This window comes from Streptomyces sp. NPDC002788 (assembly GCF_053592115.1).
The window spans coordinates 449,723-473,884 of the sequence record NZ_JBSFVB010000002.1 but is presented as its reverse complement, the minus strand read 5'-3'; the positions used below and the strand labels follow the sequence as shown (position 1 = coordinate 473,884).

General features: G+C 72.6%; 20 protein-coding genes and 2 pseudogenes. 13 read left to right on the top strand and 9 right to left on the bottom strand.

Annotation, left to right across the window (positions count from 1 at the left end):
• Window positions 1-32 precede the first annotated feature (32 nt).
• The 5 genes from ACWD1U_RS05380 to ACWD1U_RS05360 form a co-directional block, all read right to left on the bottom strand.
• Window positions 33-1,199, bottom strand: a complete 1,167-nt coding sequence (locus tag ACWD1U_RS05380) for an RNA polymerase sigma factor (RefSeq protein ID WP_451104616.1) — start codon at window positions 1,197-1,199, stop codon at window positions 33-35.
• A gap of 218 nt (window positions 1,200-1,417) precedes the next feature.
• On the bottom strand, window positions 1,418-3,340 hold the full coding sequence (dnaG, locus tag ACWD1U_RS05375) for a DNA primase (RefSeq protein ID WP_451104614.1): 1,923 nt from the start codon (window positions 3,338-3,340) through the stop codon (window positions 1,418-1,420).
• Between the two features lie 29 nt (window positions 3,341-3,369).
• Window positions 3,370-4,635, bottom strand: a complete 1,266-nt coding sequence (locus tag ACWD1U_RS05370; protein WP_451104612.1) for an NAD(P)/FAD-dependent oxidoreductase — start codon at window positions 4,633-4,635, stop codon at window positions 3,370-3,372.
• A gap of 133 nt (window positions 4,636-4,768) precedes the next feature.
• Window positions 4,769-6,046 carry a deoxyguanosinetriphosphate triphosphohydrolase gene (locus ACWD1U_RS05365; protein WP_451104611.1) on the bottom strand — a complete coding sequence of 426 codons (1,278 nt, stop codon included), beginning with the start codon at window positions 6,044-6,046 and terminating at the stop codon, window positions 4,769-4,771.
• 118 nt (window positions 6,047-6,164) lie between these two features.
• Window positions 6,165-6,938, bottom strand: coding sequence for a sirohydrochlorin chelatase (locus ACWD1U_RS05360; protein WP_451104609.1), 774 nt, complete (start codon window positions 6,936-6,938; stop codon window positions 6,165-6,167).
• Between the two features lie 214 nt (window positions 6,939-7,152).
• Here ACWD1U_RS05360 and ACWD1U_RS05355 point away from each other — a divergent pair, with 214 nt between their 5' ends.
• Both ACWD1U_RS05355 and ACWD1U_RS05350 read left to right on the top strand, forming a co-directional pair.
• Window positions 7,153-7,851 carry a SanA/YdcF family protein gene (locus tag ACWD1U_RS05355; protein ID WP_451104607.1) on the top strand — a complete coding sequence of 233 codons (699 nt, stop codon included), beginning with the start codon at window positions 7,153-7,155 and terminating at the stop codon, window positions 7,849-7,851.
• Between the two features lie 307 nt (window positions 7,852-8,158).
• Complete coding sequence (locus tag ACWD1U_RS05350; RefSeq protein ID WP_451104606.1) at window positions 8,159-10,252, top strand: molybdopterin oxidoreductase family protein; 2,094 nt, start codon at window positions 8,159-8,161, stop codon at window positions 10,250-10,252.
• Between the two features lies 1 nt (window position 10,253).
• Here the strand turns inward: ACWD1U_RS05350 and ACWD1U_RS05345 are convergent, their stop codons facing one another.
• Window positions 10,254-11,897 (bottom strand): M4 family metallopeptidase, encoded by a 1,644-nt coding sequence (locus tag ACWD1U_RS05345; protein WP_451104604.1) that lies wholly within the window; start codon window positions 11,895-11,897, stop codon window positions 10,254-10,256.
• Between the two features lie 139 nt (window positions 11,898-12,036).
• On the opposite strand from ACWD1U_RS05345, the gene ACWD1U_RS05340 reads away from it, so the two are divergent.
• Entirely contained in the window at window positions 12,037-12,453 is a 417-nt protein-coding gene (locus ACWD1U_RS05340) for a gamma-glutamylcyclotransferase family protein (protein ID WP_451104602.1), read from the top strand.
• A gap of 57 nt (window positions 12,454-12,510) precedes the next feature.
• Complete coding sequence (locus ACWD1U_RS05335; protein ID WP_451104601.1) at window positions 12,511-12,657, top strand: hypothetical protein; 147 nt, start codon at window positions 12,511-12,513, stop codon at window positions 12,655-12,657.
• Window positions 12,658-12,678: 21 nt separating this feature from the next.
• Here the strand turns inward: ACWD1U_RS05335 and ACWD1U_RS05330 are convergent, their stop codons facing one another.
• Entirely contained in the window at window positions 12,679-13,293 is a 615-nt protein-coding gene (locus ACWD1U_RS05330; RefSeq protein WP_451104599.1) for an NADPH-dependent FMN reductase, read from the bottom strand.
• A 271-nt stretch (window positions 13,294-13,564) separates the two neighbouring features.
• Between ACWD1U_RS05330 and ACWD1U_RS05325 the strand changes: the two genes are divergently transcribed.
• The gene (locus tag ACWD1U_RS05325; RefSeq protein WP_451104598.1) at window positions 13,565-14,086 is read left to right on the top strand and encodes a hypothetical protein; all 522 of its coding nucleotides are present in this window, start codon (window positions 13,565-13,567) and stop codon (window positions 14,084-14,086) included.
• Window positions 14,087-14,217: 131 nt separating this feature from the next.
• The gene (locus ACWD1U_RS05320) at window positions 14,218-14,877 is read left to right on the top strand and encodes a class F sortase (RefSeq protein ID WP_451104596.1); all 660 of its coding nucleotides are present in this window, start codon (window positions 14,218-14,220) and stop codon (window positions 14,875-14,877) included.
• Here the strand turns inward: ACWD1U_RS05320 and ACWD1U_RS05315 are convergent.
• Complete coding sequence (locus ACWD1U_RS05315; protein WP_451104594.1) at window positions 14,815-15,207, bottom strand: winged helix-turn-helix transcriptional regulator; 393 nt, start codon at window positions 15,205-15,207, stop codon at window positions 14,815-14,817. The genes ACWD1U_RS05320 and ACWD1U_RS05315 overlap by 63 nt on opposite strands.
• A gap of 105 nt (window positions 15,208-15,312) precedes the next feature.
• Between ACWD1U_RS05315 and ACWD1U_RS05310 the strand changes: the two are divergent.
• The 5 genes and pseudogenes from ACWD1U_RS05310 to ACWD1U_RS05290 form a co-directional block, all read left to right on the top strand.
• Window positions 15,313-16,197 (top strand): annotated as a pseudogene (locus ACWD1U_RS05310) (NAD(P)-dependent oxidoreductase); the annotation flags it as partial.
• A 208-nt stretch (window positions 16,198-16,405) separates the two neighbouring features.
• A complete protein-coding gene (locus tag ACWD1U_RS05305; protein ID WP_451104592.1) occupies window positions 16,406-17,623 on the top strand; it encodes an NAD(P)/FAD-dependent oxidoreductase in 1,218 nt (405 codons plus the stop codon).
• Window positions 17,623-20,217 (top strand): nitrite reductase large subunit NirB, encoded by a 2,595-nt coding sequence (nirB, locus tag ACWD1U_RS05300; RefSeq protein ID WP_451104591.1) that lies wholly within the window; start codon window positions 17,623-17,625, stop codon window positions 20,215-20,217. Before ACWD1U_RS05305 ends, nirB begins: the two co-directional genes overlap by 1 nt.
• Window positions 20,214-20,564, top strand: a complete 351-nt coding sequence (nirD, locus tag ACWD1U_RS05295; protein WP_451104590.1) for a nitrite reductase small subunit NirD — start codon at window positions 20,214-20,216, stop codon at window positions 20,562-20,564. Before nirB ends, nirD begins: the two co-directional genes overlap by 4 nt.
• Window positions 20,565-20,738: 174 nt before the next feature.
• A pseudogene (locus ACWD1U_RS05290) lies at window positions 20,739-20,869 on the top strand (superoxide dismutase); the annotation flags it as partial.
• Here ACWD1U_RS05290 and ACWD1U_RS05285 read toward each other — a convergent pair.
• Window positions 20,844-21,986: a helix-turn-helix domain-containing protein gene (locus tag ACWD1U_RS05285; protein WP_451104588.1), complete on the bottom strand. Its 1,143-nt coding sequence runs from the start codon at window positions 21,984-21,986 to the stop codon at window positions 20,844-20,846. The pseudogene ACWD1U_RS05290 and the gene ACWD1U_RS05285 overlap by 26 nt on opposite strands.
• A 228-nt stretch (window positions 21,987-22,214) precedes the next feature.
• Between ACWD1U_RS05285 and ACWD1U_RS05280 the strand changes: the two genes are divergently transcribed.
• Entirely contained in the window at window positions 22,215-22,643 is a 429-nt protein-coding gene (locus ACWD1U_RS05280) for a peptidase inhibitor family I36 protein (RefSeq protein ID WP_451104586.1), read from the top strand.
• Between the two features lie 270 nt (window positions 22,644-22,913).
• The gene (locus tag ACWD1U_RS05275) at window positions 22,914-24,071 is read left to right on the top strand and encodes an alkaline phosphatase PhoX (protein ID WP_451104585.1); all 1,158 of its coding nucleotides are present in this window, start codon (window positions 22,914-22,916) and stop codon (window positions 24,069-24,071) included.
• The last annotated feature ends 91 nt before the right edge of the window (window positions 24,072-24,162 follow it).

Below are 24,162 nucleotides of genomic sequence, written 5' to 3'. Positions count from 1 at the left end.
ACAGGCGGGGGCCGCCGTCGAGCGGCCCCCTCTCAGTCCAGGTAACCCCTCAATTGGTCCGCGAAGGCGTGGTCCCTCAGCTTGTTGAGCGTTTTGGACTCGATCTGCCGTATCCGCTCCCTGGTCACTCCGAAGATGCGGCCTATCTCCTCCAGGGTGCGGGGGCGGCCGTCGGCGAGGCCGTAGCGGAGCTGGACGACCTTGCGCTCCCGCTCCCCCAGGGTCGACAGGACCGCTTCCAGGTGCTCCTTGAGGAGGAGGAACGCGGCGGACTCGACGGGGCTGGCGGCGTCGCCGTCCTCGATGAGGTCGCCGAGGGCGACGTCGTCCTCCTCGCCCACGGGCGCGTGCAGCGACACCGGCTCCTGGGCGAGGCGCAGGACCTCGCCGACCCGCTCCGGCGGCAGGCCCAGGTGCGCGGCGACCTCCTCGGGCCTGGGCTCGTAGCCCCGCTCCTGGAGCATGCGGCGCTGGACGCGGACGACGCGGTTGATGAGCTCCACGACGTGGACCGGGACGCGTATCGTGCGGGCCTGGTCGGCCAGGGCGCGGGACATGGCCTGGCGGATCCACCAGGTGGCGTAGGTGGAGAACTTGTAGCCGCGGGCGTAGTCGAACTTCTCCACGGCCCGGATGAGGCCGAGGTTGCCCTCCTGGACGAGGTCGAGCATGGTCAGGCCGCGGCCGACGTAGCGTTTGGCGACCGAGACGACCAGGCGCAGATTGGCCTCGATCAGGCGGCGCTTGGCCATGCGGCCCATGACGACGAGCCGGTCGAGGTCCAGGGCCAGCTGACTGTCCAGGTCGGGGGTGAGCCGCAGCTTCTCCTCGGCGAACAGGCCGGCCTCGACGCGGCGGGCGAGTTCGACCTCTTCGGCGGCGGTCAGCAGGGGGATGCGGCCGATCTCCCGAAGGTACTGGCGGAACAGGTCCGAGGACGGGCCGCCGGTCTCGGCGCGGGCCGGGGGCGGTTCGACGGGCTCGGCGGCCTCGGCCGTCTCGATGGCCTCGGCGGGCGGCTCCTCCGGCTCCGGTTCCGTCTCGGGATGGTGCGCGACGCGGCTCTGAGCCGGGAGGGCGGACAGGGCGTCGGCCTCCGCGTCCGGCGCTGTGCCGTCAGCGCCGCGAGCGGAACGGACGCCGGTCTGGGTGAGGGTCTGGGTCTGCACGCGGGCGACCTCCAGGATGATCGCTGCCAAGGAGGGCGGCAGCGGTACTTCGGGGCGGAGTCGACGATTTCGCCGCTTTCCGTCCCCGTACGCGATGAGCGGAACCGCGGGGGTCCGGAACCCGTCGGTGACGGATCGGCCGCGCTCCGAGGACTCAGGCACCGGAACCCAGTGTGGGGTAAGACACATCGTCACCACGAGGGGCGTGCGATGACTTTTTGCTTCCGGTCCGTGACCGCGTGGTGACCTCAGAGCGCGGCGGCGCCGTGCTCCCGGAGGGTCTGGTCGTACTGCTGCAGGACCCACAGTTCGTTCTGGACGGCGGCCAGCTCGGCCGGGTCACCGTGGTTGCCGAGGCGGGTGAGCCGACTGGTGATGTCGCGGATGCGGCGCTCGACGGCGCGGCGGCGGACGGTGACCAACTGGGCCCCCGCGTAGGTCTCGTCGACGCCCTTCACGCCCTTGTGCAGCATGATCGCCTCGACGGCCAGTTCCGTCACCATCGCGCGGACCGCGTCGTCGGGGGCGGCATCGCGGACCTTGACCAGGTAGTCCTGTGGGTCGGCGACGCCCAGTTCGGCGCCGCCCGCGTCCAGGATGGCCTGGCGCACGGCGGCGTAGGGCGGGGCGGTGAACTCGTCCACGCCGTAGGCGTCGAACGCCGGGGAGACCAACTCGGGGCGCTGCAGGGCGAGTTTGAGCAGTTCGCGTTCGGTGGCGTAGACGGGGTTGCGGAGGTTGAGGGCCGGGCCGCGGGGGGCGGCGGACGGCTGGGCGGAGGCGTACTGCTGTGGCCCTTGCTGGTGCCGGTCCGGGGCGGGGCCCTTGCCGCCGCGGTCGCGGGCCCAGCGGGCCAGCTGGGCCACGCGCTTGACCACGAACTGGGTGTCGAGGATGCCGAGCATCCCGGCGAGCTGCACGGCGACCTCGTGCTGGGCGCCGCTGTTCTTGATGCGGGCGACGATCGGGGCGGCCTCGTCCAGGGCGGCGGCGCGGCCGGCCGGGGTGTCGAGGTCGTAGCGGCTCATGATCTGGCGCAGGGCGAACTCGAAGAGCGGCGTGCGGGGTTCGACCAGGTCGGCGACGGCCTCGTCGCCCTTGGCGAGGCGCAGGTCGCAGGGGTCCATGCCGTCCGGGGCGATGGCGATGTACGTCTCGGCGGCGAACTTCTGGTCGTCCTCGAAGGCGCGCAGGGCCGCCTTCTGGCCGGCGGCGTCGCCGTCGAAGGTGAAGATGACCCGGGCCGAGCCGTTGTCCATGAGGAGCCGGCGGAGGATCTTGATGTGGTCGCTGCCGAAGGCGGTGCCGCAGGTGGCGATCGCGGTCGTCACACCGGCGAGGTGGCAGGCCATGACGTCCGTGTAGCCCTCGACGACGACCGCGCGGGAGGCCTTGGCGATGTCCTTCTTCGCCAGGTCGATGCCGTAGAGGACCTGGGACTTCCTGTAGATCGCCGTGTCGGGCGTGTTGAGGTACTTGGGGCCGTTGTCCGCCTCGTGGAGCTTGCGTGCGCCGAAGCCGACGACCTCGCCGCCGATGTCGCGGATCGGCCACATCAGACGGCCGCGGAAGCGGTCGATGGGGCCGCGGCGGCCCTCCTGGGAGAGGCCGGAGAGGAGGATCTCCTTGTCGGTGAAGCCCTTGCCGCGCAGATAGCGCGTGAGGTGGTCCCAGCCCTGGGGGCTGTAGCCGACACCGAAGTGGACGGCGGCGGCCTGGTCGAAGCCGCGCTCGGCGAGGAAGACCCGGCCGGCGTCGGCCTCCGGCGAAGTGGCGAGCTGTTCCGCGTACCACTCCGCCGCGATCTTGTGGGCTTCGACCAGGCGGATGCGTTCGCCGCGCTGGTGGGACGGGTTGTATCCGCCCTCCTCGTAGCGCAGGGTGATGCCCGCCTGGCCGGCCAGGCGCTCGACCGCCTCCGAGAAGGAGAGGTGGTCGATCTTCATCACGAACGTGATGGTGTCGCCGCCCTCCTGGCAGCCGAAGCAGTGGAACAGCCCCTTGCTGGGGCTGACCTGGAAGGACGGCGACTTCTCGTCGTGGAAGGGGCAGAGACCCTTGAGGTTCCCGCCGCCCGCGCCCCGCAGCTGGAGGTACTCGGACACCACGGCGTCGATCGGGACCGCGTCCCGTACCGCCTTCACGTCCTCGTCGTTGATCCGTCCTGCCACGCGTGAATTCTACGGGGACGGTGTGACAGCTACGGTGCGAGGTTTTCGAGCGGAATGTGGGGGTCCGCGAGGGTCTCCGTGTCCACCTGGGCCTTGCTGCGGATCAGGCGCTGGATCTTGTTCGTGACGTCCCACACATTCACGTTCATTCCGGCCAGCACCCGGCCGTCCTTCAGCCAGAACGCGATGAACTCCCGTTTCCCCGCGTCACCCCGGATCACCACCTGGTCATAGCTGCCCGGCGGAGCCCAGCCCGAGTACTCCATGCCCAGGTCGTACTGGTCGGAGAAGAAGTAGGGCACACGGTCGTACGTCACGTCGCGGCCCAGCATGGAGCGTGCGGCCGCCGGGCCGCCGTTGAGGGCGTTCGCCCAGTGCTCGACGCGCAGGCGGGTGTCGAACAGGGCGTGCGGGAAGGAGACGACGTCGCCGACCGCGTAGACGTCCGGGTCGGAGGTGCGCAGCCGTGCGTCGACGACGATGCCGCCGCCGTGGGCGCGGTCGGCGATCTCGAGTCCGGCCGCCTCCGCGAGGTGGGTGCGCGGGGCCGCGCCGATCGCGGCCAGGACGTCGTGTGCCGGATGTTCCTCGCCGTCGTCGGTGCGGGCCGCGAGGACCATGCCGTCCTGGCCGGTGATCTCGGTGAGCCGGGCGCCGAAGTGGAAGCGGACGCCGTGCTCGCGGTGCAGTTCGGCGAAGAGCTGGCCGAGTTCGGGGCCGAGGACCGAGTGCAGCGGGGTCGGCCCGCGGTGGACCACGGTGACCTCCGCGCCGTACCCGCGGGCCGCGGCCGCGACCTCCAGGCCGATCCAGCCGGCCCCCGCGATGACGAGGTGGCCGTTGTCGCGGCCGAGGTTGGCCAGGACGTGCTTGAGGCGCTCGGCGTGGGCGAGGCGGCGCAGGTGGTGCACGCCCGCCAGGTCCGTGCCCGGGATGTCGAGGCGACGGGGTTCCGCGCCGGTCGCCAGGAGCAGCTTGTCGTAGCGGACGACGGTGCCGTCGTCGCCGAAACGGACCGTCTTCGCGGTGCGGTCGATCGCGTCGACGGTCTGGCCGAGGTGGAGCTCGATGTCGTTCGCCGCGTACCAGGCCGGCTCGTGCACGAAGAGGCTGTCTCGCTCCTCCTTGCCGAGCAGGTAGCCCTTCGACAGGGAGGGGCGCTCGTAGGGGTGGTCGCGTTCGTCGCAGATCAGTATCACGCGGCCGGTGAAGCCCTCCGCGCGGAGCGTCTCGGCCGCCTTGGCGCCGGCCAGTCCTCCTCCGACGATGACGAATGTCTGATCCGCGTCGACCACTTGTTGCCTCCTCGTCAGGGTGCCGCCACTTGCGAGCGTCCCGCACGGAGCGTGATGCGGGAAGAGGGAGTGACCCGATCAGGCCAGGGAGGGTCACGATCGGGGTGCTCGCTTCCCGCCTGTCGCGTCAGTCTCATGCCTGTCCTGTCAGACGGGCGTGAAGCGACCGGGCCGAGGTGTCGGTGAGGGAGGCGATCTGGTCGACGATCACGCGCTTGCGGGCGCGGTCGTCGGGCGCCTGGTCGAACAGCGCGCGGAACTGCGGGTCCAGGCCGTCCGGGGCGCGGGCGGTGAGTGCCTCGGCCAGTTCGGCGACGACGATCCGCTGGTCGGCGCGCAGGCGTTCCTGCTCGGCGCGCTGCATGACGTAGAGGTCGGCGACGGCCTTGAGGACGGCGCACTCCATACGGGTCTCGCGCGGGACGACCAGTTCGGCGGCGTACCGGGTGAGCCGCCCGGCACCGAACGCGGTGCGGGTCGCGGTCTCGGCGGCCAGGCAGAAGCGTCCGATGAGCTGGCTGGTGGCGTCCTTCAGCCGGGCCTGGGCCACGGCGGTGCCGTCGTAGCCGTGCGGCCACCACTCCTGGGCGAGGAGCCGGTCGAGGGCCTCGGCGAGTTCGGCGGGGTCGGTGCCGGACGGCACGTAGCGTCCGCGGGCGACCTCGAAGACGTCCTCACGTTCGGGGTCGGCGTGCAGGCAGTTTGGGTCGATGTGGCCGGCGTGCAGGCCGTCCTCCACGTCGTGCACCGAGTAGGCCACGTCGTCGGACCAGTCCATGACCTGCGCCTCGAAGCAGACGCGGGTGCCGGGGGCGTCCTTGCGGACCCAGTCGAAGACGGGGCGGTCGTCCTCGTAGACGCCGAACTTGTTCGAGCCCGGGTCGGTGGGGTGGGCGCCGCGGGACCAGGGGTACTTGGTGGCGGCGTCGAGGGCGGCGCGGGTGAGGTTGAGACCGACGGAACCCTCGGGGGTGAACCGTTTGGGCTCGATGCGGGTGAGGAGTCGCAGGGACTGGGCGTTGCCCTCGAAGCCGCCGCAGTCCGAGGCGAACTCGTTGAGGGCCTGTTCGCCGTTGTGCCCGAAGGGCGGGTGGCCCAGGTCGTGCGAGAGGCAGGCGGCTTCGACGAGGTCGGGGTCGCAGCCGAGGGCCGCGCCCAGCTCCCGGCCGACCTGTGCGCATTCCAGGGAGTGCGTGAGGCGGGTGCGGGGGCTGGCGTCCCAGGCGGGGCCCAGGGTGCCGGGCGTCACCACCTGGGTCTTGCCGGCGAGGCGTCGCAGGGCGGCGGAGTGGAGGACTCGGGCGCGGTCGCGCTGGAAGGCCGTGCGGCCGGGGCGCTTGTCTGGTTCCGGTGCCCAGCGGTCGACTGACGTCGGATCGTAGGCCGTGGAGTTCTGTGCGGTGCCTGCCATGTGTCGAACAGTAGGCGCCTGTGCGTGCGCCGGGTTCGTTTTCCGGGCGTGTGCGGGTCGCGTGTGGCTGTCGCGACCGCGCGGCGGAGCCGCAGATCGTTCCAGCCCCCGCGCCCCTTCAGGCCGATGCCAGTGCCGGTTCCTCGAAAGCCCGGGTCGCCAGGGCCTCGTCGTAGCGGTGAAGGAGGAGGTGGGCCATGGACGGGTGGGTGCCCAGGGGGGCCGCCGCCATCCCTGGGGCCGCCTGGGCGCACTCCGTGGCGAAGCGGCCGGGGGCCGTGAAGTAGGAGGCCAGGGCTATGTGGCGGCGGCCCCTGGCGAGGAGGGCGCGGACGGCCGTTTCCACCGTGGGGGTCGCCGCGGAGGCGTAGGCAGGGATGACGGGGACGCCCAGCCGGGCCGCGAGGAGGTGAGCGGTGCGGGTGGTGTCCGTCTTCGCGTCCGGGTCGCGGGAGCCGGCCGCGGCGAGTACCACCGCGCTGGTGCGGCGGGGCGTCGCGCCCCAGCCGGCCTCCGTCAGGCGGGCCTGGAGGGCGTCCACCAGGAGGGGGTGGGGGCCCAGCGGAGCCGCCACCCGGACGCGGGCCGGGGATGCCGCCGCCATCTCGGGGATGTCCTGCTTGACGTGGTAGCCGCGGCTGAGGAGGAGGGGGACGAGGACCGCTTCCGTGTCTGTGAGTGCGGCGAGGGTGTCGGGGAGCAGGGGGGCGTTCAGTTCGATGTGCCCGAGGTGTACCGGCACGTCGGGGCGCAGCGCGCGGACGCGGTCCAGGAGCGCGCGTACGGTGCTCAGCGCGCGGGGGTCGCGGCTGCCGTGGGCCACGGCCACGAGGGCGGGCGGGGCCGGGCGGCGCGTGGCGGGCGGCGGGACGAGGCTGAGCTGGCTGGGCATGCCACCGATGGTCGCGGCGCCACGTTGCCTCCCCGTTGCGTGGGGGTCACGGGTGTTTTCCAGCGGTTCACGATGCGGTACAGGGCGTGTGTGAGGTGCCTTGACCTGGGGTTTGCGGTGGGGAGTGAAGCTGGTCACGTGGCCGGGAGTGAACCGGGCGGCCCGGTTGGACGTCCCTGAGGGTCGAGGGGCCGACCTGGGGAGGGACCGTCCGATGCGTCTTCCGACGTTGCGCAGACCGCGGCTGCCGCGTACCCGCCGGGGGCAGCGGCGGCTGGTGCAGGCCGTGATGGCCGGGTGCGTGCTCGCGCTGCTCCCGGCGACCTGGATGTACGCCGCGGCGGGTGACCGGCTGCGGACGGCGGCGGATGTGCCGCGTACCGAGGTGGCCGTGGTGTTCGGGGCCGGGCTGTGGGACGGGGAGCCCTCGCCCTACCTCGCGCACCGGCTGGACGCGGCGGCGGGGCTGTACCGGGAGGGGCGGGTGAAGGTGGTGCTCGTCACCGGCGACAACAGCCGTGCGGACTACGACGAGCCGGACGCGATGCGCGTCTACCTGACCCGGCACGGGGTGCCCGACGGGCGGATCGTCAGCGACTACGCGGGGTTCGACACGTGGGACTCGTGCGTGCGGGCGAAGAAGATCTTCGGGGTGGACAAGGCCGTGCTGATCAGCCAGGGCTTCCACATCCGGCGGGCGCTGGCGCTGTGTCGGGCGGCGGGGGTCGAGTCGTACGGGGTCGGGGTGGACGCGGTGCATGACGCGACCTGGTACTACGGGGGCGCCCGGGAGATCCTCGCCGCGGGGAAGGCGGCGCTGGACGCGGTGTTCCGGCCGGATCCCCGGTTCCTCGGGCCCCGGGAGCCGGGCGTGGAGCGGGCGTTGGCCGCGGCGGGAGACTCTGTCGGCTGAACGGGTGCCGGCCGGGCGTACCGAGGGCCGGGGGCGGGAGCGCGGCCGGTGCCCCGCTTGGTCCGCCGCCCGGACTCATCGCCGGTGTCAGCGGCCGTGGAAGCGCGGGGTGCGCTGCTCCAGGAACGCTGAAACGAGCCACCTGTGGCGTTTTCGCCACAGGGCAACGTCCGGGCAGGTCGGCGACGGCCTGAAGGTGGGCCGGCCCGTGCCTCACGCGGGCGGGGCGGTGGCGGGGAGGTTGCCGTCCCGGCCGCGTAACAGGGAACCGTCCCGGGCGTAACACGGCCGAAGCACGCTGGACGGTATGCAGAACACCGCGACGCCCACGCACTGCCCGTACTGCGCCCTGCAGTGCGGGATGAACCTCACGCCCGCGCCGGACGGGACCGTCGAGGTGAGCGAGCGGACGGACTTCCCGGTGAACCGGGGCGCGCTGTGCGGCAAGGGCCGTACGGCTGCGGCGGTGCTCGCGAGGAACGTCCGGCTGACCTCGCCGCTGGTGCGGGACGGCGACGGCGCGCTGGTGCCCGCCTCCTGGGACGAGGCGCTCGGACGGATCGCCGAGGGGCTGCGCCGGACGCGTGCGGAGCACGGGCCGGACGCGGTCGGGGTGTTCGGCGGGGGCGGTCTGACGAACGAGAAGGCGTACACGCTCGGCAAGTTCGCGCGGGTCGTGCTCGGCACGTCCCAGATCGACTACAACGGCCGTTTCTGCATGTCGTCGGCCGCGGCGGCCGGCATCAAGGCGTTCGGGCTGGACCGCGGGCTGCCGTTCCCGCTGGAGGACATCCCGAAGTCGGGCTGTGTGATCCTCGTCGGGTCGAACCTCGCGGAGACCATGCCGCCGTCGCTGCGGTTCTTCACCGAGCTGAAGGAGAACGGCGGCACGCTGATCGTCATCGATCCGCGGCGGACGAAGACGGCCGAGCAGGCCGACCTGCACCTGGCACCCCGGCCGGGCACGGACCTGGCGCTCGCCCTCGGCCTGCTGCATCTGGTGGTCGCCGAGGGGCGGGTGGACGAGGAGTACGTCCAGGAGCGCACGGTCGGCTGGGAGGAGGCCCGGGCGGCGGCGATGGCGCACTGGCCGGAGTACGTGGAGCGGATCACGGGGGTCTCCGTTCCCCAGCTGCGGGAGACCGTGCGGCTGTTCTGCGAGCCCGAGTCGGCGATGGTGCTCACCGCCCGGGGGCCCGAGCAGCAGTCCAAGGGCACGGACACGGTGGGCGCCTGGATCAACCTGTGCCTGGCCACCGGCCGGGCGGGCCGCCCCCGGTCCGGGTACGGCTGCCTGACCGGGCAGGGCAACGGGCAGGGCGGGCGCGAGCACGGCCAGAAGGCCGACCAGTTGCCGGGCTACCGCAAGCTCGACGATCCGGCCGCGCGGGCGCACGTCGCCGAGGTGTGGGGCGTGGACCCGGACAGCCTGCCGGGCCCGGGGCGCAGTGCGTACGAGCTGCTGGACGCGCTGGGCACGGACATCAGATCTCTGCTGCTGATGGCGTCCAACCCGGTGGTGTCGGCGCCGCGGGCCGCGCACGTCGAGGAGCGCATCAGGTCCCTGGACTTCCTGGCCGTCTGCGACGTGGTGCTGTCGGAGACGGCGGCGCTCGCGGACGTGGTCCTGCCGGTCACGCAGTGGGCCGAGGAGACGGGTACGACGACGAACCTGGAGGGCCGGGTGCTGCTCCGCCGCCGGGCGATCACCCCGCCCGACGGCATCCGCAGCGACCTGGAGGTCATGCACGAACTGGCCGCCCGCCTGGGCGTGGAGAAGGGGTTCCCGACCGACCCGGAGGAGGTCTTCGAGGAGCTGCGCCGGGCGAGCGCGGGCGGGCCGGCGGACTACTCGGGGATCACGTACCGGAGGCTGGCGGAGGAGGACGGGGTGTTCTGGCCCTGTCCGGCGGACGGATCACCCGCCGTCGGCGACCACCCCGGCACCCCCCGCCTCTTCCTCGACCGTTTCGCCACTCCCGACGGGCGCGCCCGGTTCGTCCCCGTCGCGCACCGGGCGATCGCCGAGGAACCCGACGACGAGTACCCCGTGCTGCTCACCACCGGGCGGGTCGTGGCGCAGTACCAGTCGGGGGCGCAGACCCGGCGCGTGGCGGAGCTGAACGCCGCCGCGCCCGGGCCGTTCGTGGAGCTGCACCCGCGGCTGGCGGCCCGGCTCGGGGCGGCCGAGGGCGATCCGGTCGCCGTGGTGTCGCGGCGGGGCCGGGCGGTGGCGCCCGCGAGGATCACGAACGCCATCCGGCCCGACACCGTCTTCATGCCGTTCCACTGGCCGGGCGAGGGCCGCGCCAACTCCCTCACCAATCCGGCGCTCGACCCGACCTCCCGCATGCCTGAGTTCAAGGCGTGCGCGGTGCGGCTGGAGGCGGTCGAGCGGTAGGTCAGCGCACGCCGACCGCCTTCCAGGCCGCGGCCACCGCCCGGTACTCCGTGCCGTCGCCGTACAGGTCCTTCGCCGCGTCCAGGGTCGCCTTGCGTGCGGCGGCGTAGTCCGTCGAGGACGTCATGTAGACCGTCAGGGCGCGATACCAGATCTTGCCGAGCTCGGCCCGTCCGATTCCCTTCACCGAGGAGCCGTCGCAGGTCGGCGAGTCGTGGCCGACGCCGTTGATCGTCTTCTTGCCGCTGCCCTCCGCGAGCAGGTACGCGAAGTGGTTGCCGACGCCCGAGGAGTAGTGCACGTCGAGGTCGGCCAGCGTCTCGCTCCAGCAGTCGGCCGACTTCCCGTCCCGGGACGGCTTGTCCATGAACCGCAGGGCCTCCCGGCCGAGGCCGGAGCGGACGACCTTCTCACCGACGAGCCAGTCACCGGGATCCTCGGCGTTGGCCGCGTGGAACTCCACCAGCGTGCCGAAGATGTCCGACGTGGCCTCGTTCAGGCCTCCGGACTCGCCCGAGTACGTCAGCGCCGCCGTCTTCGACGTCACGCCGTGGGACATCTCGTGTCCGGCCACGTCCAGTGACACCAGCGGGCCCATCACCTTGCCGTCGCCGTCGCCGTAGGTCATGCAGAAGCAGTTGTCGTCCCAGAAGGCGTTGTTGTAGTCCTTGCCGTAGTGGACGCGGTTGAACGAGCCCTTCCCGTCGCCGGCGATGCCGTTCCGGCCCAGGACGTTCTTGTAGTAGTCCCAGGTGACGTCCGTGCCGTACTGGGCGTCCACCGCCACCGTGGCCCGGTCGGAGGCGGCGCCCGAGGCCCAGTGGTTGTCGGCGTCCGTGAAGAGCGTCGCGGGTGCCCGGGTCAGGCAGACCGTCAGCAGGCACTGGTCCGTCTTGTTCTCCGCGTCACCGGTGTACGTACCGCCGCGTGTGGCGTCCTTCAGCCCGTACGACGTACCGGACTTCGTCGTCTGCAACGGGACCGTGCCGCCGTAGAGGGACCTGCCGTCGCCCGAGGCCGATTCCAGGGTGTCCCAGGTGTCGATGCGGGCGCCGGTCGTCGCGTCGGTGAGCACGGCGCGCCCGACGGGGTTGCCGAGTTCGTCGTGCGCCACCGCTTCGGTCTGCCAGGCCAGCTTGGGGGCGCCGTGCAGGGCGTCGACGACCAGGCGGGGCTTGGCGGTCAGCTTCTTCAGGGTCTCGCCGACATGGGCGGCGCGCAGCAGGTTCGCCGCGAGGTCGGCGGCCTTCGGCGCGGCCACCTTCGGGGTGACGGTGGTGAGGGAGAGTGCGGACTTCGTCGCGCGGCTGGTGCCGCGGTAGGTGCCGTCCGGGTTCAGGTGGAGGACGAAGTCGCCGCCGAGGACCGGGAGTCGGTGGTAGGTGCGGTCGTAGCGGACGTGTCGGGTGCCGTCCTGGTCGACGACGACGTCCCGGACCTTCGTGTCCTGGGCCGGGGTGAGGCCCAGGGCACCGGCCCGGTCCGCGAGCACCGTCCCGGCCTCCTCGATCGCACCGGCCCGGGCCGGCCGGCCGGCCGCGCCGGCGGTCGGGGAGAGCGCGGCGGCCACCAGGGCGGCGGTGCCGGTGACGGCCACGCCGGCGAGGGCGAGACGGGAACCGCGGACATGACGTATCCGACTCATCGGTCTCCTCATACGGGCGCACCCGGTCGCGTGGGGTCGACCGGGGGCGACGTTGATGTTGACCGCGAGTCAAGTCGGCGCGGACATGGCACGTCCATAGCCCCGCTGTGGAGGTGTGTGAGGGTGCAGAATCGTTCCTGTGACCCTGCCTTTCTTCGTCTACGGCACCCTGCGCCCGGGCGAGGTCAACCACGACCTCTTCCTGCGCGGCCGCACCCGCTCCGAGGAACCCGGGCGGCTCCACGGAGCCGTGCTGTACGACGGGCCGGGCTATCCGTACGCGGTCGAGGAGCCCTGCGGCGGCGCGGTCGGCGGGGAGTTGGTGACCGCGCTGCCGCAGGCCTACGGGGAGCTGCTCGCCGAGCTGGACCGGCTGGAGGAATACGTGCCGGGTGATCCGAGCAGTCTCTACGTGCGCGTGGAGCGCAAGGTCGTACGGGCGGCGGACGGCGCGAGTGTCCGGGCCTGGGTGTATGTGGCCGGGCCCGCTGTCGCCGGGCGGCTGCGGGCCGCCGGGCGGCGGATCGAGAGCGGGGAGTGGCGGGGGCGGGCGTGACGGGGGCGACCCCGTGGTGGCGGGCCTGACTGTGGCCGGCCTAACGGTGGCGACCCCGTGGTGGCGGGCCTGACGATGGCGGGCGTCACGGTGGCGGGCGTCGCGGCGGCCGGCGTCACGGCGGCCGGCCTGACGGTGGCCGGCCTGACGGTGGCCGGCCTGACGGTGGCCGGCCTGACGGTGGCGGGCGTGACGATGGCGTGACCGCCACGCCCCCTGCCGGGTTCAGCCCGCGTACGGCCGCCTCTCCCGGGCCTCCCGCAACGCCTCCCCCCACCACACCAGTTGGTCCAGCATGGTCTTCGCCGCGGCCTCCGGGCCCGTCGGGTCGCGCAGGGTGCCCTGGTCGTCGAAGGACGCGCCGGCGTTGTGGAAGGAGAGGGTGTCGCGGACCGTCACGGCGTGGAGTTCGGCGAAGACCTGGCGGAGGTGCTCCGCGGCGCGCAGGCCGCCGGCCATGCCGCCGTAGGAGACCAGGGCGACGGGCTTGGCCCGCCACTCGCCGTGGTGCCAGTCGACGAGGTTCTTCAGGCCCGCCGGGAAGGAGTGGTTGTACTCGGGCGTGAGGACGACGAAGGCGTCCGCGCGAGCCAGCTTCGGGGTGATGCCGGACAGCGCGGCGGTCGCCTCGGGCGTCGGCTCGAAGGAGGTCGGGAGCGCGGCGTCGGCGACGTCGACGACCTCGGCGACCAGGTCGCCTCGCTCCCGGAGGCGGCCGAGGAGCCAGTTCGCGACGACGGGGCCGAAGCGGCCGTGCCGGTTGCTGCCTACGACGAGGGTCACACGGAGCGGCTCGGTCGCGGGCTGCTGGGCGGCTGCGTGGGCAGCGGTGGTGTTCATGCGGCACAGACTCGTACCTCAACCTTCATCGAGGTCAAGCGCCGGGGCGCGTCCCCGGGTCACCCGTTCACAGGCACGCCCCGGGCCTTTCCGTCCCTCAGCCCGCCGAAACGCCCATGACCTGGGCGAAACCCGCCTGACGGACCGTCGACCCGGTCTCCCCTGACACCCATTCACCCCAATTCTGACGCTCACTCAGAAAGCGCGCTGGTGCCGCTGCCCGTTACCTCGGAAGGGCAGGCGCACGACCGAACCGCTCGAAGGAGCCCCGATGCGACCTACCGTCCGGCCGCTGACCGGTACCGCGCTCGCCATCGCCGCCGCGGCTCTCGCCGCCACCCCCGCGCACAGCGCGCCCGCCGGTGACCTGGAGGTGTCCCCGGAGTCGGTCGTGCCGGGCGGGCAGGTCACCGTGCGCACGGCGGCCTGTGGCGACGGCGGTTCGGCGAGGGGCGACGCCGGCGCGGTCGGAGCCGGTTCGCTCGGTCTCGCGCCGGGTCCGCACGAGCAGGACGCGACCGGGCGGTTCCGGGTGCCGCCGAGCGCGCAGCCGGGCACGTACGAGATCACCGCGACGTGCACCCGCAGCGGCCGGCGGGTCACCGGTGACCTGGTGGTCACCCTGACGCCGTCACGCGAACAGGTGCATCCACGGGGGAGCGTGAAGACGGGGGTCGGCGGCGCTCTGGGCCCCGATCCCGTGCGGACCGCGGCCGGTGTGGCGGCTCTAGCCGTCGCCGCCGCGGGCGGTACCTGGCTCCTGCATCGCCGGGCGAGAGGCGACGGGATCTGACGGACCCCCTCCGCTGTCCGTCGCCGGTACCGCAAGTCCCCTCCCCCTCCGGGTCCGACGCCCCTCGCGGCCCGGAGGGGCGCGGGGTGGCTCTGCCGCCCGAGTGCGGAGGGAGATCAGGAAGGGTGGGTATGCGCAGGTTCCCGAGGTTCGGCAGCGGATGCGGCAACCCCGCGAACGCCGCCATGGCGGCCGTCACGGTGTTCGCCCTGTGCTCCGGGGCGTGGCTGCTGCGCGACGGCACCGAGACGCACGCCCCGCCGCAGCCGTCCGCCGCGCAGGCCCGGGCCGGGCTGGACGGCCGGGCGGGTGAGCGGCCCGCCGTGCCCGCGCTGCCACCGTCGCCGCCCGACCGCATCCGCATCCCGGCGATCCGGGTGGACGCGCCCCTGACGGGGCTGGGCCTGACCAAGACCGGCAGCCTCGACGTACCGCCCGCCTCCCGCCCGAACCTCGCCGGCTGGTACGCGGCCGGCACCACCCCCGGCGAGCGGGGCACCGCGATCGTGGCCGGCCATGTCGACAACGCCGACGGTCCGGCCGTCTTCTACGATCTCGGCACCCTGGCCAAGGGCAGCACGATCGAGGTGGACCGGCGGGACGGCGGCGTCGCGGTGTTCACCGTGGACGCCGTCGAGGCGTACGCCGCGAAGGGCTTCCCCGACGAGAAGGTCTACGGCGCGGCCCGCCGCCCCGAGCTGCGGGTCATCACCTGCGGCGGCGGCTGGTCACGCGGCACCGGGTACCTCGGGAACGTCGTCGTCTTCGCCCATCTGACCGGCAGCCGGTGACCCGCCCAGGACGTTGGCCCTCCCCCAGGCCCCCAGCGGTTCCAGTGCCTCGTTCAGGGACACGCCCCGGGGAGTCAGCGAGTACTCCACGCGCGGCGGAACCTCCTCGTACGCCTCGCGGTGCACCAGCCCGTCGCACTCCATCTCCCTGAGGTGCGAGGCGAGCACCTTCTCGGTGATCCCCGGCAGCTCGCGGCGCAGCTCGCCGAAACGGCGGGGCCGTTCGTTCAGCGCCCAGAGGATCAGCACCTTCCACTTGCCGCCGATCACGTCCATCGCCGCGTCGATCCCGCAGACGTACGCCCCCGGCCGCCGCCCCGTCGTCCCCATGCCCCAGCCCTCCCCTTCCGCTGCCTGGACCCTTCCCCCTGGGTAACCACCCACTTCCAAGTGCGTACTTGAGCAGGCGCTTCCCCTGAGACGAGCCTAAACGCCATGACCGACAACTCAGTCGCTTCCCGAACCTCCCTCACTCTGCTCGGCACCGGCGCCATGGGCACCGCCCTGGCCCGCGCCTGGCTCGCCGCCGGGCACGCGGTGACCGTCTGGAACCGCACGCCCACCCGCGCGGAGGCCCTCGCCGCCGAGGGCGCCACGGTCGCGCGGACCGCCGCCGAGGCCGTGGCCGCGAACCGGCTGGTGATCGCCTGCCTGCTCGACGACGCCTCCGTGGGCGAGGCCCTCGACGGGGCCGGCCTCGCCGGGCGGGACCTGGTGAACCTGACCACGGGCACCCCCGGCCAGGGCCGGGACCGCGCCGCCTGGGCCGAGGCGCGCGGCGCCCGTTTCCTGGACGGCGGGATCATGGCCGTACCGCCGATGATCGGGGCCCCGGAGTCCGGCGGGTACGTCTTCTACAGCGGCTCCCCCGAGCTGTTCGAGGAGCACCGCGGCACCCTCGCTGTCCCGGCGGGCACCCGCTACGTCGGGTCCGACCCGGGGTTCGCCGCGCTGCACGACGTGGCGCTGCTGAGCGCGATGACCGGCATGTTCGCGGGCATCACGCACGCCTTCGCGCTGATCCGCCCGGAGGACATCGCCCCGAAGGACTTCGCGCCGCTGCTCGTGGACTGGCTGACCGCGATGGCCCCGGCCGTGCACCAGATGGCCGACCAGCTGCAGAGTGGCGACTACACCAGGAACGTCGTCTCCAACCTCGCCATGCAGGTCGCGGGCAACGCCACGCTGTCGCGCACGGCCGAGGAGCAGCGGGTGAGTCCGGAGCTGCTGACGCCGTACATGGCGCTGATGGAGCGGCGGCTCGCGGCGGGGCACGGCGACGAGGACCCCACCGGGACGATCGAACTGCTGGATCTGCGGCGGGGTGCGGGCGCCTGGGCGAGCCCCTGCTCGCGAGTCACTGCTCCTGCGCCAGGTTCGCCACCGGCGCGCGGCGGCCCCTCACATCTCATGGTCGCCGCACTTCAGGAACCCTCACACCCACCCCGCGTCCCCGCTGAGGGCAGCGTTCCCCGCGGGAAACAGAGGTGATGCTGCCGGGAAACACCGGCACCGCACGCTCAAGGACATGACCTCGAATGAGCGTGTGGTGGTGATCGGCACCGGCCTCGCGGGCGTACGGCTCGCCCGGCGGCTCGGTGAGCTCGGCACGCCCGCGCTGCTGATCGGCGAGGAGGAGCACCGGCCCTACAACCGGGTCCTGCTCGCCGAGGTGCTGGCCGGGCGGTACAGGCCCGAGGTGATCGCCCTGCCGGCCCCCGCGCAGGTCAGGCGCGGCCGGGTCACCGGTGTCGACCGCGAGCGGCGGACCGTCGCGTGTGCGGACGGGTCGGTGATCGCATACGATCGGCTGGTCCTCGCGACCGGGTCCAACCCCGTACTGCCGCCACTGCGCGGGCTGTTCACCGAGAACCACGAACTGCCCGAGGGCGTCCACGCGTTCCGCACCATGGACGACTGCCTGGGCCTGTCCGAGGCGGTCCGGCCGGGCGTGAAGGCGGTCGTCATCGGCGGCGGGCTCCTCGGGGTCTCCGCCGCCCGCGCGCTCGCCCTGCGCGGCGCCCAGGTGGTGCTGGCCCAGCAGTCCGAGCGGCTGATGGAGCGCCAGCTCGACCCGGCCGCCTCGAAGCTCGTCAAGCGGCACCTGACCGACCTGGGCGTCGAGGTGCACACCGAGTGCCGGGTGCGGGACGTGCGCTGCGTCGGCGGCTCGGTCCGCTCCGTGGAGATGGCCGACGGGTACGCGCTCGACGCCGATCTCGTGGTCGTCGCCTGCGGTGTCCGCCCGCGGGTGGGTCTCGCCCAGACGGCCGGACTCGACGTCCGCAAGGGCGTCGTCGTCGACGACGAGCTGCGCACCTCCGACCCGTACATCCACGCGATCGGCGACTGCGCCCAGCACGACGGCGTCCTGTACGGACTCGCCACTCCCGCACTCGAACAGGCCGACGCGCTCGCAGAGCTGCTGGCCGGTGACGTGAACGCCCGGTACACCGGCACGCGCTCCCTGACCCGGCTCACGCTGAACGGGCACGACAGCCCCTTCGACCTCGCCGCGTTCGGCGAGACCGAGGCGCTCCCGGGCGACGACGTCGTCCAGCTCGCCGACGCCACCCGCGGCACCTATCGCAAGGTCGTCGTCCGCGACGACCGCCTGGTCGGCGGGGTCCTCGTCGGCGAACTCGGCACCGTCGGCGCGCTCGCCCGCGCCTGGGAGGGAGCAGAGCCGCTCCCCTCCGACGGCGGCCCGCTGCTCCACCTGCTCACCAACGACGGAGGCTCCTGATGTCCAAGGACACCCCCACGATCGTGCTCGTCGGCCACGGCATGGTCGGCCAGCGCTTCCTCGAAGCGCTCGCCGAGCGCGGCCTGACCGCCACGCACCGCGTGGTCGTGCTCTGCGAGGAGCCGCGCCCGGCCTACGACCGCGTCCAGCTCACCTCGTACTTCTCGGGCAAGACGCCCGAGGACCTGTCCATGACGGACCTGCGGTTCATCGAGGACCACGGCATCGAGCTGTACGTGGGCGACCCGGCGGTCGCCGTCGACCGTGAGGCCCGCAAGGTCACCGCCGGCTCCGGCGCGGTCTTCGACTACGACGTCCTCGTCCTGGCCACCGGCTCGTACCCGTTCGTGCCGCCGGTTCCGGGCAAGGACGCCGAAGGGTGCTTCGTCTACCGCACGATCGAGGACCTGCTCGCGATCGAGGAGTACGCGAAGACCGCGACCACCGGTGCCGTGGTCGGCGGCGGTCTGCTCGGTCTGGAGGCCGCGGGCGCGCTGAAGGGCCTCGGGCTCGAGGCGCACATCGTGGAGTTCGCACCGCGGCTGATGCCCGTCCAGGTCGACGAGGGCGGCGGCGCCGCGCTGCTGCGCACCATCGAGGAGATGGGCCTGAGCGTCCACACGGGCGTCGGCACGCAGGAGATCGTCGTCGGCGAGGACGGTGCCGTCACCGGCATGAAGCTGTCCGACGGTTCCGAACTCTCCACCGACCTGGTGGTGTTCTCCGCCGGTGTCCGCCCCCGCGACCAGCTGGCCCGCGACTGCGGCCTGACCGTCGGCGAGCGCGGCGGCATCACGGTCGACGAGCAGTGCCGTACGGTCGCCGACCCGCACGTGTTCGCGATCGGCGAGTGCGCCCTGGCGGCGGACGGCCGGGTGTACGGCCTGGTGGCCCCCGGTTACGAGCAGGCGGAGACCGTGGCGGCGACGATCGCCGAGGACGAGTCGGCGTTCACCGGCGCCGACCTGTCCACCAAGCTGAAGCTGCTCGGTGTGGACGTGGCGTCCTTCGGTGACGCGCACGGCACCGCCGAGGACTGCCTGGACGTCGTCTACTCCGACTCCCGCGCGGGCCTGTACAAGAAGCTGGTCATCGGCCGCGACGGCACCCTCCTCGGCGGCATCCTGGTCGGCGACGCGGAGGCGTACGGCACGCTGAAGGCGTTCACCGGCTCGGTCCCGCCGGTCGCCCCCGAGTCGCTCGTGCTGCCGGCCGGTGCCGGGGAGTCCGTCCAGCTCGGCCCGTCCGCGCTGCCGGACGACGCGATCGTCTGCTCCTGCCACAACGTCTCCAAGGGCGCGATCCGCGGCGCGGTCACCGACCACCAGTGCACGACCGTGCCCGAGGTGAAGAAGTGCACCAAGGCCGGCACCGGCTGCGGCTCCTGCGTCAAGGTCCTCGGCCAGCTCGTCAACGCCGAGCTGGAGGCGAGCGGAGTCGAGGTCGACAAGGGCCTGTGCGGCTGCTTCGGGCAGACCCGCGAGGAGCTGTACGAGATCGTCCTCGCCCTGCGCATCAACTCCTACCAGGACCTGCTGGACCGCTACGGCCGCGAGGAGGCCCGGGGCGGTGACGGCTGCGAGGTCTGCAAGCCGACCGTCGGCTCGATCATCGCCTCCCTCGCCCCGACGATCGGTGCGAGCGGCTACGTCCTGGACGGTGAGCAGGCCGCCCTGCAGGACACCAACGACCACTTCCTGGCCAACCTGCAGAAGAACGGCTCGTACTCGGTCGTCCCGCGCATCCCCGGCGGTGAGATCGCCCCGGAGAAGCTGATCGTGATCGGCGAGATCGCCCGCGACTTCGGCCTCTACACGAAGATCACCGGCGGCCAGCGGATCGACATGTTCGGCGCCCGCGTCGAGCAGCTGCCCCTGATCTGGGCCCGCCTGGTCGACGCCGGTTTCGAGTCCGGCCACGCCTACGGCAAGTCGCTGCGCACGGTGAAGTCCTGCGTGGGGCAGACCTGGTGCCGCTACGGCGTCCAGGACTCGGTCCGCATGGCGATCGACCTGGAGCTGCGCTACCGGGGCCTGCGCTCCCCGCACAAGCTGAAGTCGGCGGTCTCCGGCTGCCAGCGCGAGTGCGCCGAGGCCCAGTCGAAGGACTTCGGCGTGATCGCCACCGCCAACGGCTGGAACCTGTACGTCGGCGGCAACGGCGGCGCCACGCCGCGCCACGCGGACCTGCTCGCGCAGGACCTGTCGGACGCCGAACTGGTGCGACTGATCGACCGGTTCCTGATGTTCTACATCCGTACGGCCGACCGCCTGGAGCGCACCTCGACCTGGCTGGAGCGGATCCCGGGCGGCCTGGACCACGTACGGGACGTGGTGGTGCACGACTCGCTCGGCATCTGCGACGAGCTGGAGCAGCTGATGCAGGCGCACGTCGCCCACTACCGCGACGAATGGGCCGAGACCATCAACGACCCCGAGAAGCTCGCCCGGTTCGTGTCCTTCGTGAACGCGCCGGACACCCCGGACCCGGTCGTCGCCTTCGTGCCCGAGCGCGACCAGATGAAGCCCGACCTGCCGCTGCTGTCCATCGGTATGCGACCCGCCGACGTTCTGGAAGGAAGCGCCCAGCGATGACCCTGGCACCCGAGACCACCGATCTGAAGGTCGAGCTCGCCCTGGACGGCGACTGGTTCACGGTCTGCGACCTGAGCGTGCTGCTCCCGGGCCGCGGGGTGGCGGCACTGCTGCCGGACGGCCGCCAGGCCGCGATCTTCCGCGACCGTTCCGGTGAGCTGTTCGCCATCGACAACCGCGACCCCTTCACCGGCGCGGCGGTCCTCTCCCGAGGCCTGACCGGCACTCACCAGGGCCGTCCGTTCGTGGCCTCGCCCCTGCTGAAGCAGCGCTTCGACCTGGCGTCCGGGCAGTGCCTGGACGACGAGGCGGTGCGGGTGACGGCATACGAGGTGCGTACCGCGTAGTCGTGGCCGGCTGAAGCCGCTCGCATCCGGAGCACCCCTCACATCGAGGGGTGCTTTCCGTTTCGCCCTGGCAGGCTGGGCCCATGGTCACGCAGCCGTACGACAGGTCCGCCCTCTCCCGGCTCGGCACCCCGATCGACGCGCGCCCGCTGTTCGGCCCGGAACTTGAGGCGCTGTACCGGCCCCCGGTTCGACGTCGCCACCACCGCCGCCCGTTTCGGCCACCGTCTCCACCTCGTCAACGCCCGCTTCACAGGCCGCAGGCCCCTGAGACGACGTTCAACGCGGTGGCCGTGCCTCGGTAGGCGAGCGCCGGGGCGCCGGGGACTTGTCCGGGCCGGCGGCCCGTGCGCAGTGCGGCCAGTCGCCGAAGTCCCGGTTCTGCCTCCACAGCTGTCTGGCCGCCTGGATGTTCCACTCCGGGTCCAGGGCCTGGCGCGGGGTGCCGCCCAGGTCGCGCAGGCGGGCGTCGGAGATCTGGAACAGGCCCCAGTTCCGGGTGCCGTTGGTGTTGGGGAGGATGTGCAGCGGGTCGAGGAAGGACTGGCAGTCGGCGATGGCCACCGCCTTGTCCGGCACCTCGGGGAACACCTCGCGGACCCGCTGCCGCACCTTCTCCGGCGACCACACGCCCATCCGGACACGCGAGGTGTACAGCGCCTTCTTGGTGGGTTCCTCGACGATCCCGTTGGGCTGGAGCCCCGCGAGCACCTGGAAGGCGGTGACGCGGCGCAGGGTCTGCGGCCCGAAGTTGCCGTCGACGTCGATGTCGGCGCCCTTGGTGCGCAGCAGGCGCTGCACCTCTTTCACGCATGCGTCGTGCTCGCCCATGGCGACGACGGGCGGGCAGTTGGCCGAGAACAGGGGCCGGTCGTCGCCGGTGCTCCGTGCGCCGCCGTCGCCGCCGGAGGGTGACCGGCCGTTCGTGAGCGCCCAGGCGGAGATGGTGACGGCGGCGAGGATCGCGGCGACGACGACGGTGGTGCGGAGCCGGCGTCGGCGTGACTGCCGAGCGGGGTGGGCGGTCGCGTCGGCGGCCGGCTCCCCCGTCCGGTCACGGTCCGGGTCCGGTGCCGGGTCGTCGGCCCGCCCTACGGCTTCGTGTTCCGCCTCCTCCTCGCTCTCGTCCTCACTTCTCTGCCCGTCCCCTTCCTCGGCACCGGTCGCGGCAGCCCTCGCCGCGTCCGCCAGCGCCCACAGGCGGTGCAGGGTGCGAAGCTCCTCCGGGGTCGCGCCGCAGACGGTGGCCAGCCGGTGGACGCTCCCGTAGTCCTGGGGCACCGACGTACCACGGCAGTAGCGGTGCAACGTCGAGCCGGCCAGTCCGGACTTCCTGGCGAGGGCCTCATAACTCAGGCCGGACCGGCTCTTCAGCGAACGCAGCAGTGCGGCGAACCGCTCCGTTTCCGGGCATGCGGACATCGCCTCTCCCCCTCGGAAGTCCCCACCGGACGCTGGTCGGGCGTCTCGTGCCGACACTGTGCCACCAATGGCGTCCCATGGCCGTCCCAACGGTTCCGGAACGCGCCAGGTGCGCGGTGTCGCGCCGTCCCGGCGTCCCACCCGGCCCTTCCGTCCTTGCCCGGCCTCCCCGTGCCTTGCCAGCGTCGGGCCGTCCGCACCACCGTCCCCGACCTCCGAGGAGACCTCATGCGTTTCTCCGTACGCCGGCACAACCGCTCCACCCCGCTGTTCGCGGTGCTCGCCGTCAGCGCCGCCGCGGCCACCGCCCTGGCCGTGCCGACCTCCGCGTCGGCGGCACCGGCCGCTCCCGCCGCGGTGGACTGCGCCAGCGGGCACATCTGCTTCTGGACCGGCGCCAACTTCACCGGCAGCAAGTGCGCGTGGGACGTGGCCGACCCCGACTGGCAGAGCGGCGCCGTCCGGTGTTCCTGGGCCGCCACGACCAACGTGAAGTCGGTGTGGAACGCCGGCACCGGCGACTACAGCGGTGTCGCGTACTACCGGGGCGCCAACTACTCCGACCGGGTCGGCTGCACCCGGCAGCAGCACGGAGGCAACCTGGCCGGTACGTACAAGGTCCGCTCCCACAGGTGGATCTCGGGCAGCTGCGGCTGACGCGCGTCGGTACCAGAGTGGTGGCGTGCACGCGTTCTCGCGCGTGCACGCCACCGCGGCATGTCCGAAATGGGTCCGTCCTCAGCCCACGAGGGGCGAGTGCGGCGCCGACTCCCCGCAGGGCGGCACCCTGCATGCGCATGCCGCCCTCCGGCCATGGATTGTCCATGCCCCGTCAATCCTGCCCGCCTAGCGTCCTCCTCGCCTCCCCCCACGCACGACCCTGCCGTCGACCGGCGGCAGGGCGGTACGGCACCTCCTGGAGTGAGAGTGGAACGTCGTAGCCTCCTGCGTGCGGCCGTCCTCGGCGGCACCTCGGCCGCGCTGGGCGGAACCCTGTGGCGCGGCGCCGCCTACGCGGCCCCCGCCCAGCCCGGCACCGGCCCTTACGGTCCGCTGGGTTCCCCCGACGCCAACGGCATCAGACTCCCCAGCGGCTTCACGAGCCGGGTCATCGCCCGCTCGGGCCAGCGGGTCGGGAGCACGTCGTACACCTGGCACAACGCCCCGGACGGCGGCGCCTGTTACGCCGACGGCACGGGCTGGATCTACGTCTCCAACTCCGAGATCAACCCCTCGGGCGGCGCGAGCGCGGTGAAGTTCTCCTCGACCGGCGCGATCACCGGCGCGTACCGCATCCTGTCGAGCACGCGCCAGAACTGCGCGGGCGGCAAGACCCCGTGGAACACCTGGCTGTCCTGCGAGGAGGTGGACCGGGGCTACGTCTACGAGACGGACCCCTGGGGCGTGAAGGCGGCGGTGCGCCGTGACGCGATGGGCCGCTTCAAGCACGAGGCGGCCGCGGCGGATCCCGTCCGGCGGGTCATCTACCTGACGGAGGACGTCACGGACGGCTGCTTCTACCGCTTCCGCCCGACGACCTGGGGCGATCTCTCCTCCGGCACGCTGGAGGTCCTGGTGGCGGGCAGCGGCACGAGCGGCCCGGTGACCTGGGCCCGGGTTCCCGACCCCTCCGGCGCGACCGCGACCCGCAGCCAGGTCTCCGGCGCCAAGCGCTTCAACGGCGGCGAGGGCTGCTACTACGCGAACGACACCTGCTGGTTCACCACCAAGGGCGACAACCGCGTCTGGCAGTACGACGCCGCCGCCCAGACCATCGAACTCGCCTACGACGACTCCCTGGTGACGAGCGGTACGGCCCCCCTCACCGGCGTCGACAACGTCACCGGCTCCGCCTCCGGCGACCTGTTCGTCGCCGAGGACGGCGGCAGCATGGACATCTGCGTGATCACCCCCGCCGACGTGGTGGCCCCCTTCCTCCGCGTGGACGGCCAGTCCGCCTCGGAGATCACCGGCCCGGCCTTCTCACCGGACGGCACCCGCCTGTACTTCTCCAGCCAGCGAGGCACCAGCGGCAGTTCCTCGGGCGGCATCACGTACGAGGTGACGGGTCCGTTCCGCGCGTAACCCCCCAGCCCGGCTTCACACGACCATCACGAAATGGTCACCCGTCCTCCGAGTCGAACTGCCCGGCCCTACGGTCATCCCCTCACGTACC